This is a genomic window from Acinetobacter sp. QJM3NY_42, assembly GCF_056173745.1.
Genome location: NZ_CM149689.1, coordinates 2,955,930 through 2,968,704 on the forward strand (window position 1 = coordinate 2,955,930; position 12,775 = coordinate 2,968,704).

At 46.2% G+C, this 12,775-nt stretch carries 9 protein-coding genes; 5 read left to right on the forward strand and 4 right to left on the reverse strand.

Annotation, left to right across the window (positions count from 1 at the left end; translation table 11 throughout):
- Nucleotides 1-30 precede the first annotated feature (30 nt).
- From AC0VYT_RS14060 to AC0VYT_RS14070, 3 genes are all read right to left on the reverse strand, one after another.
- Nucleotides 31-408, reverse strand: coding sequence for a hypothetical protein (locus AC0VYT_RS14060; protein ID WP_005017647.1), 378 nt, complete (start codon nucleotides 406-408; stop codon nucleotides 31-33).
- Nucleotides 409-552: 144 nt separating this feature from the next.
- On the reverse strand, nucleotides 553-3,681 hold the full coding sequence (locus AC0VYT_RS14065; RefSeq protein ID WP_005404825.1) for an efflux RND transporter permease subunit: 3,129 nt from the start codon (nucleotides 3,679-3,681) through the stop codon (nucleotides 553-555).
- Nucleotides 3,678-4,784 carry an efflux RND transporter periplasmic adaptor subunit gene (locus AC0VYT_RS14070; protein WP_005404824.1) on the reverse strand — a complete coding sequence of 369 codons (1,107 nt, stop codon included), beginning with the start codon at nucleotides 4,782-4,784 and terminating at the stop codon, nucleotides 3,678-3,680. The genes AC0VYT_RS14065 and AC0VYT_RS14070 overlap by 4 nt, the downstream gene beginning before the upstream one ends.
- 145 nt (nucleotides 4,785-4,929) lie before the next feature.
- On the opposite strand from AC0VYT_RS14070, the gene AC0VYT_RS14075 reads away from it, so the two are divergent.
- The 4 genes from AC0VYT_RS14075 to AC0VYT_RS14090 all read left to right on the forward strand — a co-directional run bounded on the left by AC0VYT_RS14075 (nucleotide 4,930) and on the right by AC0VYT_RS14090 (nucleotide 11,051).
- On the forward strand, nucleotides 4,930-5,562 hold the full coding sequence (locus AC0VYT_RS14075) for a TetR/AcrR family transcriptional regulator (protein WP_005404691.1): 633 nt from the start codon (nucleotides 4,930-4,932) through the stop codon (nucleotides 5,560-5,562).
- 151 nt (nucleotides 5,563-5,713) lie between these two features.
- Nucleotides 5,714-8,398 carry a phosphoenolpyruvate carboxylase gene (gene ppc, locus AC0VYT_RS14080; protein WP_005017643.1) on the forward strand — a complete coding sequence of 895 codons (2,685 nt, stop codon included), beginning with the start codon at nucleotides 5,714-5,716 and terminating at the stop codon, nucleotides 8,396-8,398.
- Between the two features lie 363 nt (nucleotides 8,399-8,761).
- Nucleotides 8,762-10,057, forward strand: a complete 1,296-nt coding sequence (locus tag AC0VYT_RS14085) for a solute carrier family 23 protein (protein WP_005017642.1) — start codon at nucleotides 8,762-8,764, stop codon at nucleotides 10,055-10,057.
- Nucleotides 10,058-10,145: 88 nt separating this feature from the next.
- Complete coding sequence (locus AC0VYT_RS14090; protein WP_005017641.1) at nucleotides 10,146-11,051, forward strand: LysR substrate-binding domain-containing protein; 906 nt, start codon at nucleotides 10,146-10,148, stop codon at nucleotides 11,049-11,051.
- Here AC0VYT_RS14090 and AC0VYT_RS14095 read toward each other — a convergent pair.
- A complete protein-coding gene (locus AC0VYT_RS14095) occupies nucleotides 11,048-11,791 on the reverse strand; it encodes a sulfite exporter TauE/SafE family protein (protein ID WP_005017640.1) in 744 nt (247 codons plus the stop codon). The two genes, AC0VYT_RS14090 and AC0VYT_RS14095, sit on opposite strands and share 4 nt — an antisense overlap.
- Before the next feature lie 184 nt (nucleotides 11,792-11,975).
- Between AC0VYT_RS14095 and AC0VYT_RS14100 the strand changes: the two genes are divergently transcribed.
- On the forward strand, nucleotides 11,976-12,722 hold the full coding sequence (locus tag AC0VYT_RS14100; protein WP_005017638.1) for an HAD family hydrolase: 747 nt from the start codon (nucleotides 11,976-11,978) through the stop codon (nucleotides 12,720-12,722).
- The last annotated feature ends 53 nt before the right edge of the window (nucleotides 12,723-12,775 follow it).

Sequence of the window (12,775 nt, forward strand, 5' to 3'; positions counted from 1 at the left end):
CAAGGGCAAAGCCGGTTTTTTTAAAAGACTTTAAAAAACTGCCTTGTAATTGAAGAACTTGGAAATACCTTTAATCCAGGCATTTAACAGGAACAGCCAGGCAATCGCAGTAAAGACGACGCCTAGAACTGTACAGGCTGTAACCCAAAGTTCGCTGTCCCAGTAAAAGAAAATCAGCGGAATAAACCATAGCGCTGCAAAAACTGTCATTCCCAAAAACAGCACTATATTTCGCATAATCCATAAGGCATGGGAATTAAGCCAGACTTCTGCATGATCGACACCAGCAACTTTGCGCGCCAGAATATAGGCAATGACTGCGGTAATGACACTAAATAATGCCAGAAACATGAAAACATACGAGATCGCAATATAACGGCGATGCTGTGCGAGTGTATCTTGCCTCATGGATTCTCTGACCTCATTCATTGCATGCATCAGTTATTTTTATGCAATGAAATTTGCTGTGTTATTTTGTGTAAAAGATAAGGTGCTACTATATTGAAGTTTTCAATATTTCGCACCTCATATTCAGCAAAAATTACTGCATATTTACGGTTTTTTCACCTTAAACCATGCTGCATATAAAGCTGGCAAGAAAAATAGTGTTAACAGCGTCGCAATAATCAGTCCACCCATAATCGCTACAGCCATCGGACCGAAAAAAATACTGCGTGATAGGGGGATCATGGCCAGAACCGCCGCCAAGGCCGTCAGAATAATAGGACGGAAACGCCGAACCGTCGCATCAATAATGGCATTCCAGCGATCATGACCGGCCTGTATGTCCTGCTCGATCTGGTCAATCAGGATCAGAGAGTTACGCATAATCATGCCGGACAGGGCAATCGTGCCCAGCATGGCCACAAAACCGAAAGGTTTGTTAAACAGCAACAAAAAGATGACTACACCAATCAGGCCAAGAGGTGCGGTCAGAAATACTATCAATGCCCGCGAGATACTCTTGAGCTGTAACATCAGTAAAGTCATGACCACAGCCAGAAATAGCGGCATTCCTGCATTTACTGAACTTTGGCCACGTGCCGACTCTTCCACTGTCCCGCCAACTTCAATCAGGTAACCAGGCGGTAACTTGTTACGTAACTGCTCGATCTGTCCGGCCATTTCATTCACGACTGTTGCAGGTTGCTGCTGACTGCGTATGTCTGCCCGGACTGTAATGGTCGGTAAACGGTTACGATGCCAGATCAATCCATCTTCAAAGCTGTAATCAATCTGGGCAATCTGGGCCAAAGGAACAGTACTCCCTTGGCTGGTCGGTACGGCCAGGCTGGCCAATGAACCGACATCCACCCGTTCTGCCTGGTCTCCTCTTAGACGGATCTCAATCAGTTCACGTTTTTCCCGGTACTGGTCAATAGCCGCCCCGCTGATGGAACTGTTCAGGAATCTGGCCAGATCAGCACTGCTAATTCCCATCTGGCGAGCGCGGTCCTGATCAATATTTAAAATAATGGTCTTGCTGGGCTCACCCCAATCCAGATGTACATTGGTAGTATTTGGATTTTTACCAATGACCTGCGCTACACGCTCTGCCCATTGACGGACCAAGCTTAAATCCTCACCTGAAACCCGATACTGAATCGGATACCCGACCGGAGGCCCATTTTCCAGTAATGACACCCGGGTACGAACTTCCGGTAAAAGTTTACGGATCTGCTGGTCCAGTGAGCGACGGATTTCATCCCGATCATCCAGAGAAGAAGCCAGTACCACAAACTGGGCAAAGCTGGCTTGAGGTAACTGCTGGTCCAAAGGCAGATAAAATCGTGGTGAACCGGTTCCGACATAGGCTACAAAATTATCAATACCCTCTTGTGTGGAGAGGAATCTCTCGACCTTTTTGACAGCATTTTCAGTAGCAGTAAGCGAAGCACCTTCTTCAAGTTTTAAATCAACCAGAATTTCAGCACGGTTAGATGGTGGAAAGAACTGCTGTGGCACCAGTTTAAACATGAGGATTGACAGTATAAATAATCCCACTGTACTGATGATAACGGTCTTACGATAAGTTACACAGGTATTGACGAGTTTTCTGAACCGTTGATAAAAACCGCTCTGATAGGGATCATGAACTTCATCCAATGCATGTACCGGTCTGACCGGCTCTGGTTCAGGGCGTTTGCGCAGCCGCGCCCATAGACGCTGGTACCACGGTGCCCGAACCGGTAACTGATTAAAATCAGGTAAAAACTTCTCACCTAAGTAAGGAACAAACAGCACTGCTGCGAACCAGGAAACAATCAGGGCAATGGTGACTACCTGAAAAATAGAACGGGTATATTCACCAGTACTTGAAGCAGCTGTGGCAATTGGCAGAAAACCGGCAGCAGTAATCAGTGTTCCGGTCAACATTGGAAAAGCTGTACTGTTCCATGCAAAACCAGCAGCTTTTATACGGCTGTAGCCCTGCTCCATTTTAATAGCCATCATTTCGACAGCAATAATGGCATCATCTACCAGCAGACCTAAAGCCAGAATCAGGGCACCAAGTGAAATCTTGTGGAGTCCGACATCAAACAGGTTCATTCCGGCAAATGTCATCGCCAGCACAAGCGGTATAGAAAAAGCCACCACCAGACCGGTGCGAAAGCCCAGAGAGAAAAAGCTGACCAGTAGAACAATAATAACTGCTTCGGCCAGTACTTTCATAAACTCGTTAACACTACGTTTCACTGCAACTGGCTGGTCAGATACTTTTTGCAGTTGCATACCCAGCGGCAAGGTTTTCTGTAACTTAGCAAAGGTATTTTCCAGATTTTTACCCAGCGCCAGAATATCTCCACCCTTACGCATGGAAACAGCTATTCCAATTCCATTTTCACCCATAAAGCGCATCCGCGGCTGGGCCGGTTCACTAAAGCCGCGGTAAACCTCTGCCACATCAGATAACTGGATGGTCTGCCCGCCGACCAGTAACGGCATCTGTTTTAATTCTTCTACACTTTGAATCTGTCCGCTCACCCGTAGCTGGATACGATCAGTTCCGGTTTCAAAGAATCCGGCATTAGCAACACTATTTTGCTGTTGAAGGGCCTGCTGGATGGCAGTCACCGGGATACCCAGCTGTGCCGCCTTGGTATTAGAAATTTCAACCCAGATTTTCTGGTCCTGCAGTCCGATCAGCTCAACTTTACCGACGTCCTTGACCCGCTGTAACTGTAACTGCAAACGGTCGGCATATTCTTTTAAAATGGCGTAGTCAAAATCTTTTCCGGTCAGTACATAGATATTGCCAAAGGTATCTCCAAACTCGTCATTAAAAAATGGCCCCTGTACACCTTGAGGTAATTGATGGCGAATATCACTGACTTTTTTACGCACGTTGTACCAGACATCGGGAATCTGGTCTGATTTGAGCGAGTCCTTGGCAATAAAGGTAACCATTGACTCGCCCGGCCGGGAATAAGCCATGATGCGTTCATATTGTCCGGTGGTCATCAGCTCTTTTTGAATACGGTCAGTAACCTGCAAGGAAACTTCTCTGGCTGTTGCTCCCGGCCAGTAAGTTTGTACCACCATAACCTTAAAGGTAAATGGCGGGTCTTCACTTTGTGCCAGTTTGGAATAAGAATAAATGCCGACAATACCCAGCAATATCATCAAATAAAGTACTAATCCTTTATGACGCAGTGCCCATTCCGACAGGTTAAACTTCATGGTTGTGCTCCTGCTGCAAGCTTCACCGGACGATTATTACGGTCTACCGGATGAATTCTCTGCTTGTCATGCAACAGGTGTACTCCTCCAATTACTACCCAGTCCCCAGCTTTGAGACCGGAAAGTACGGGCACAGAGTCCCGGCCATAGGCTCCGAGCTGAACTGGTACTTTATGTATACGCTGATCCTGCTGAAGAACCCAAATATAAGGCTGTTTTTCATGGGCAGATACGCTGGATAAAGGCACACTCAGGACATTCGGCTGACTATAATCAAAAAATACCCGTGCGCTTTGCCCGAGTTGAATGGCAGATGGCCCTTCACGTAACGCAACTTTAACCTTGAAGGTACGTGACTCATCTGCTGCAGGTGAGATTTCCCGAACATAAGCGGCTAATCTGGCTTGTGGCTGTGACCAAAGGGTAACCCAGGCAGTCTGACCAACTTTTATAGCGCTGGTAGTCTGTTCGGGTATGCCGATAACTACGTCCCGGTCGCCATCAATTGCCAGCTGATATGCTACCTGCCCGGCTGCTACCACTTGCCCAACCTCAATATTACGTTCGGTAATCACGCCCGCTCGATTAGCCTGTAGCTGGTTATAGCGGGTCTGGTTGGTACTGACCTGATAATTGGACTGGGCCTGACGATAGGCGGACTCAGCCGATTTATACTGGTTTTCAACCGCGTCATACTGGGAACGGCTGACTGCATTCATCGGCAGCAGCTGTCTAAAGCGCTGTAATTCATCGGCCGCTATTTTTAAAGCAGCTTGAGCACTTTCCAGCTGGGCCCTGGCAGCATTACTTTGTAGTTGTGCATCACTCACATCCAGCCGGGCCAAGACCTGACCTGCCCGGACTCGATCCCCTACCTCTGCCAGCCGGGCAGTAACCTGCCCGCCAACCCGAAAAGCCAGTGCTGTCTGCTGGCGGGCTTGAACCTCGCCGGCATAACTTTTCTGTTCATGATGCGTAGTCAAGGGCTGTGCGACCATTACATAAGGAATTTCTTCAGTTTGGGGAGCTTCCCGGCTACACCCCCCTAAAGTCAGGTAACACATAAAAATCAGGCTCACCAGGGCGGATTTGGTTAAACTCATGCAAATTGCTCTTATTTCAGATTTATTTTTAAGGCAGAATAATGATCGCTATACTAAATTGTTTATTTTTTAATTAATATACCGCGCGGTACATAAATTAGAATATTTTTAATTCTTATTTTATTTAAAGTTTCTGGATAATGGTGTGCAAATAACAGCAGGTCGTCCTAAAGATTTGGAAAAACGAGCCCGGATCCTGGCCGCAGCCAAGTGTATGTTTTTAAAACAGGGCTATCACGGCTCCAGTATGAACCAGATTGCATCTGAAGCCGGTGTAACCAAGCTGACGGTCTATAATCATTTTCAGGACAAGGCCACTTTATTTACCTGTGCCATTGAAGAAAGTTGCGAGGAAGCGATACCGGCCCGCCAATTCAGTCTGCATGCACAAAGCCATTTTGCTAAAGAGCTGTATCAGGTCTGTAGCCGAGTATTACATCTAATTTACCTGCCAGAAGCGCTCAAGCTTGAATATATACTGCTGCAGCTGGCAGCCGAGCAGAGTCCTCTGGTAGAACAGTTTTTTAAGGCTTCGCATCAGCGCCTGACCAATAGCCTGACAGATTTCTTCCGCCAGGCTATTGAGTTGAGCTTTATTCAGCCAGCTGCCCCGGTCATGTATACCGAGCTATTACTTTCCCTGTTATTGGGTATCCGACATCAGCATGTATTACTTGGTATGCAGCCGGTCCCAGATCAGCAAGAACGTGACTGTATGATTCAGCAGTCCATTGAGCTGTTTTTATTACGCTATCAGGTTCGCTCATCTCCACCTTGAACCAGACTTCCACTCTATTTTAAAAATTTTAACTGTATTGCCTGTTATTTTTTGCACAAAAGATCAGGAATTCAAATTCTCTGTCTTGGCAAGTCACATAATCGCGGTATAGTCAAAAAGATATAAGGAAAACAGCCTCAGGAGAAAGGTGATGATTCAACAAATTGATGCCCCGTTACGTGAAGATGTCCGTTTGCTCGGTAATCTTCTGGGTGAAACCCTTAAACTGCATGCGGGACAGGATTTGTTTAATCAGATTGAACAGATTCGTGCTTTGGCTAAAGGTGCACGTGACGGACAAAAAGAAGCAGAAAAACAGCTTGAAGAACTATTTTCAACATTAAAAGATGAAGAAATTCTGCCCCTGACCCGGGCTTTTTCCCATTTTCTGAACTTTGCCAATATTGCCGAGCAATATCATCTGGTCCGCAGCCGGAGACAGCATGAATTCGATGAAAATGCTCCTTCTCCAAACCCGCTTGATCACCTGTTTCAGAAATTTAAACAAAAAGATATCAGTGCTGATGCCCTCTACCAGCAAGTTTGTGAACTCAAGATCGAGCTGGTACTGACCGCACATCCTACAGAAGTCAGCCGCCGTACCCTGATTCAGAAATATGATGGAATCAACCAGTGCCTGTCGCGTCTGGACCAGCAAAAACTGACCCCTCATGAACGTCAGAGTGTACTAGATGAAATGAAGCAGCTGATCTGTTCAGCCTGGCAAACCGATGAAATCCGCCAGCATCGTCCAACCCCGATTGATGAGGCAAAATGGGGTTTTACCACTATCGAACAAACCCTGTGGAATGCTGTACCTAAATTTATTCATGAACTGGATCAGCTGGTACTCGAGCATTGTGGCCGACCTCTGCCGCTCGAAGTTGCACCTATTCGCTTTGCTTCATGGATGGGCGGCGACCGGGACGGGAATCCGAATGTAACCCATCAGGTTACACAGGAAGTTTTATGGCTATCACGCTGGCAGGCTGCTGATCTGTATGTACGTGATATTGAAGCCTTGCGCTGGGAACTTTCCATTCAGAACTGCTCCGAGGAAATGAGCGAAGCGTTGGGATATACCCACCCTGAACCCTACCGGGAATATCTGCGTCAAACACGCGAACGTTTACGCGCTACCCGTCACTGGCTTGCACAGAAATTACAGGGGCAAGATGCTGACGCCAGCCTTGTTATTCATAGTAAGGACGAATTACTCCAGCCTTTACTTCTCTGTTATCGCTCACTGATGGCCTGTAATCTGCCAGAAATTGCCAATGGCCGACTGCTGGATTTTATCCGTCGGGTTAACTGTTTTGGTATCGAACTCTTAAAACTGGATGTCCGTCAGGAGTCGGGCCGTCATCGCCAAGCCATCTCGGCCATTACCGAATACCTGGGTCTGGGCAATTTTGACACCTGGACAGAACAGGCACGCCAGAATTTCTTGTTGCAGGAATTACAAAGTAAACGGCCTTTACTACCTAAACACTTCAATGAGCCGGCACAAAGTCTGATCCTGCATCCCGATGTCCAGGAAGTGTTTGCGACCATGCAGACCTTGGCCGAACAGCCATCTGAAAGCCTGGGTGCCTATATTATATCTATGGCAGAGTACCCGAGCGATGTACTGGCCGTACTGCTACTGCAAAAAGAAGCAGGTATACAACGACCATTGCGTGTTGTGCCCCTGTTCGAAACCTTAAAGGATCTGGATGGTGCAGCCGCTACGATGGCGACACTGTTCAATATGCACTGGTACAGACAGCACATTCAGGGTAAGCATGAGGTAATGATCGGATATTCCGACTCCGCAAAAGATGCCGGCTTTATGTCTGCCAACTGGGCACAATACCGTGCTCAGGAAGAGCTAACTGCGGTGGCCCGGCAACATGCTGTTCAGCTGACTTTGTTTCATGGTCGTGGTGGTTCTATTAGCCGTGGTGGAGCACCGACCCAGCAGGCTTTATTCTCCCAGCCGCCCGGTTCAATATCAGGGGCTATTCGGGTAACAGAACAGGGTGAAATGATCCGCTTCAAATTTGGTGTGGAAGGTATTGCCCTGCAAAATCTGGAAATTTATACCGCAGCAACGCTAGAGGCAACTTTATTGCCACCGCCAGAACCTAAAGCCGAATGGCGTGAACTGATGCATTGCATGACTGATCTTTCAGTACAGGTCTATCGCCAGACTGTACGGGAGAATCCACACTTTGTGCAATATCTGCGTACTGTAACTCCTGAGCTGGAACTACAGATGCTGCCGCTAGGCTCACGCCCGGCCAAACGTAAAGTTAGTGGCGGTATCGAATCCCTGCGTGCTATTCCATGGGTATTTGCCTGGACCCAGATTCGGCTGATGCTCCCTGCCTGGCTGGGTACAGGTGCTGCGCTGAATCAGGTACTGGATCAGGGCCAAAAAGAACTGCTGGATGAAATGTTACAGCAATGGCCTTATTTTCAGACACTGATAGACATGCTGGAAATGGTGCTGTCCAAGGCCGATGCCCATGTAGCGCTATATTATGAGGCTCATCTGACTGATGACCCTGAACTCAAAGCACTTGGACAAGAGTTGCGTCAGCGTCTGCAAGATGCAGTTCAGACTTTACTGGCACTCAAGGGCGAATCCAAGCTGCTCAGTCATAATGAAGTACTGGACCAGTCAATGCGGGTGCGTAAACCGTATCTGTTGCCCCTGCACCTGTTACAGGCCAAATTGATGAAACGCCGCCGGATCTATCTGGCTGAACAGCAACTTGAACATACACCGGTTGACCATGCCCTGATGGTCAGTATTGCGGGTATTGCCGCAGGTTTACGTAACACAGGCTAATCCATGCTTTAGCAAATAGGTTTTAAATACTTAAAATCTCTGCCAGTAAATAAGATTTAATTTACTGGCAGATCAATATGTAGCTCTCATCCGTTTTGCCATTCCGATCAGGTTCTATTAAAAAATACTGCTTAAAACATATTATTTTTATCTCATGCAAAAATTATTTTTAAAGTCAATACTCTAAAAAATCATAAATTAATTGATTGATTTCGTAAAATTTAGCTTATTCAACCTTTTTACCGGTTGGTAAAAAAACCAAAAAACTATTGTAATTATCATCATTTAATTTTACTGGAGAGATTAATTCTCCAGAAAAGAAAGAGTATGATGTCGCCAGTTTGAATTTCAAGAGCTCATTTTATGTCCAATTGGTTTCCCAAATGGCGTCCTTATGCCGGTCACATTGACCAGCGACCCGTCTCTACCAATGAATATCTCCCTCCGGCACAAAGTGTAGTTTTAGGTATCCAGCATGCATTCGCCATGTTTGGCGCAACGGTACTTGCACCTTTACTGATGGGCTTTGATCCTAACCTGGCTATTTTGATGTCCGGGATCTGCACCATTTTATTCTTTTTAATTACAGGCGGTCGGTTACCAAGTTATCTGGGTTCAAGCTTTGCTTTCATTGGTGTAGTCGCAGCAGCAAGTGGTCATGCCATTGGTAGCGGTGTCAATCCGAACCTGGCTGTTGCTCTGGGCGGTATAGTGGCCTGTGGGGTATTTTATGCCGTCATCGGTTTCATTGTCATGCTGACTGGTACCCGCTGGATCGAGAAACTGATGCCTCCTGTGGTAACAGGCGCAGTGGTAATGATTATTGGCCTGAACCTTGCGCCAGTGACCGTCAAGAGTGTAGCAGGCAATCAGTTTGATATGTGGATGGCACTACTAACGGTACTTTCTATGGGTATGATCGCAGTCTTTACCCGTGGACTTTTGCAGCGTTTATTATTGCTGGTTGGGCTACTACTGTCTTACCTGCTTTATTTTATCATCAGTAATGTGCTGGGCTATGGTAAACCGATTGATTTTTCAGTCATCTCGAATGCAGCCTGGTTCGGACTGCCAAGTATGACCACGCCCCGGTTTGAAATGAATGCCATGCTGATTATTGCACCTGTTGCACTGATCCTGGTAGCTGAAAACCTGGGACATATCAAGGCAGTTGGGGCGATGACAGGTGAAAATCTGACCCCGCATCTAGGCAAGGCATTTGTTGCAGACGGGATTGCGACTTCACTGTCTGGCAGTGTTGGTGCTCCCGGTATGACGACTTATGGTGAAAATATTGGGGTAATGGCAATTACCCGGGTTTACTCTACCATTATTTTTGTGATTGCCGGTATCTTTGCAATTTTTCTGGGCCTTTCACCAAAATTTGGTGCAGTCATCTCTACTATTCCTACCGCTATCCTGACAGGTGCATCAATTGTAGTATTTGGCCTGATTACCATTGCCGGCGCCAAAATCTGGATTGAAAACAAGGTCAATTTTGCTAATAACAAAAATCTGGTGGTTGCTGCCGTGACTATTATTTTGGGAGCCGGTAATTTTGAGCTGGTCTTTGGCAACTTTAATCTGGGCGGTATTGGTACTGCAACCTTCGCAGCAATTTTATTGAACTGGTTTTTTAGCCTTAAAGATAAAACCTGATTTGATCTGTTGATTTCGGCAGCCTTCGGGCTGCTTTTTTTATGGGGGTTTTAGTAAGATAGTGGTACTTTCCAAGAACAGCTCAGCCATGCGCCTTGACTTATTTGATCTGCAGCTTTTTTTGAATATTGTAGACAGTGGCAGTCTGACCCGGGGTGCTGAGCGCTCAGCCATTTCCTTGCAGGCAGCCAGTGAACGTATCAAAAAACTGGAGCAGCAGTTTACCGTACAGCTGTTTATCCGGCACTCTTCTGGTGTCAGTCTGACCTTGGCCGGACAAGCCTTTGCCGAACAGGCCACATTGATGATCCAGCAAGGGCGGCATTTACAGCACAGTATGCTACCTTTCTCCAGAAATTTAAGCTGTGAAGTCGCACTCTGGTGCAACTCATCTGCACAAAGTGAGTATCTGCCACAGTTGCTACCCCAGTATCTGGTTGAAAATCCTCAGGTCAGAATCGATCTGAAAGAGGCAGAAAGTAACGATATTATTTATGCATTGGATAAGGGAACGGCGCTCCTGGGCCTGATCTCCAGTTTCTTTCAGGCCCATCAGTTACAGACACTGGAGTTCTCTGATGATCCTTTGGTACTGATCTGCCCCCTAAAGCATGAACTGAGTCATTTTAAAGAATTGGTTCTGGCCGATACGCTCACCCAGCCTTTTGTCGGATTAATGCAGCATCATTCTCTACAGCAGTCAATTGAAACCCAAGCCCAGCTTCTTGGCTGCGCTATCCAGTACCGTTTACGCCTGCCAAATTTTGCAGCCATTGCCCAGGTAGTTGCCAATGGCGTAGGAGTGGCAGTTATGCCTAAACGTGCAGCCATGCGACTAAGTGTTCATTACACCTTCCATCAGATCAAGCTGAATGGTGCTTGGGCCAATCGTAAACTCTTATTGGCCGCACGTAGTTTTGACGAGCTGCCTGTGCCATATCAGCATTTCAGCCAGTTTTTGCTGGCAAAGAAAAGTCAGCTCAGTCTGGGCTAGAGCCAGCCTAACTGGTGTAGCATCATATAACTGCCGAATAAAACCAGACCAATGAAAAACACTTTCCGGAATTTCTGCTCGCTTATCTGATAACGGATTTTAGTACCCAACCACATGCCAATAAGTGCCGGAATCAAGGCAATCATCGATAGAGTATAATCAATAGGTGTATTATCAACCGGGTTTTGATGGAGAAAAATAGCCAGACACAGTGTGGAAACGGTAAAAGCTAACCCCAAGGACTGTACCAGATCATCTTTTTTAAGCTGTAAAGACTGCAAATAAGGGACGACCGGGATGACTACCACCCCAGTTGCTACCGTCAGTGCTCCGCCCAGATATCCTATTGCTGGAGAAAGCCATTTCTCATACGGTGCCAGATTCGGCATATTTTTAGCGCACAGGCCATATAGTCCGTAAAGCACCAACATGGCCCCCAGTAAAATTTCGCTATGAAACGCCGTATCTGTTTCACCCAGGGTTGGAAAAATACTCCATATTGTCCCGGTGACGATTCCCACTAACATTGGCCAAAAACGTCGGATCAGCCGTACCACATGGCCTTCGGCAAAAAGCTGCCAAAAGTTGGTGACCATGGAAGGTATAATCAATAAGGTGGCCGCCTGAAATGGACTGATTACCAGACTTAGCAATCCCATTGAAACTGCGGGCAGGCCCAGACCAATAGTTCCCTTGATCATTCCCGCTACTGCAAATACACCTATGACATAACCAAGCATTCAACTCATCCCTTTGGGTAGAGCGATTATTTTAGGTAAAGTCATTAACTTCCAATATCAGGGTTTTATGGAGCAGGCCTCAACAGAAGATTGAGGCCAAATGATATAAGGCACAGAGCAGAAAACTGTTTTAGCTGCCCATGTTATACTTCCATGCGCTTGGGCTGAGTAAAGAATACGTAGCATGTTTAGTAACAAAAAAGTAATCTGTTTTGATCTGGATGGAACATTGATCGATTCAGTTGGTATCTGGAATGATATTGATGCCCATCTGATTAAAAGCTTGAGTGGCCAGAACATCTCACTGTCACAGATTCAACAGCAGCGCGACCAACAACTGAATCTGTTCAGGACTCATGCTGATCCATACCTAGAATATTGTGGTTTTTTAAAAGACAGTTATGGTTCTGCTTTATCAAAACAGGAAATCAAAACATTACGTTATACCATCTCCCAGCATTTTCTTGATCAGGTAATACGTTTAAAACCGTATGCCGAGTATTTCATAAAGGACTTACAACAGCAGAATTTCCTGCTGGCCCTCGCTACCACAACCAGTATTCATAATATTCAGCGTTATCAGCAGAATAATCCCAACATTTACCAGAAGATAGATTTTAATACCCAGTTTTCCCTCATTCTTACCCGCGAAAATGTTACGCGCATTAAACCGGACCCTGAAGTTTACCTTAAGACCTTGGCACATTTTCAGATTACAGCCAGTGAATGCCTGATTATTGAAGACTCGCTGGTCGGTGTAGAGGCAGCACATGCGGCTGGCATACAGGTCGTGGCCATATATGATGGACATTCCCAGCATGAACAGGAGCAAATCCGTCTTAAAGCAGACTATATAGTGCAGGACTATAAAGAGTTGTTGGAGGTTCTGAACCAGCAGGCTGTCAGCCCAGTCTGGTCAAAGAAAATATAACAGTTATATTACTGTTTGGAACTTAAAGCTGTTTTTTTATTCCAGTCGGGTTC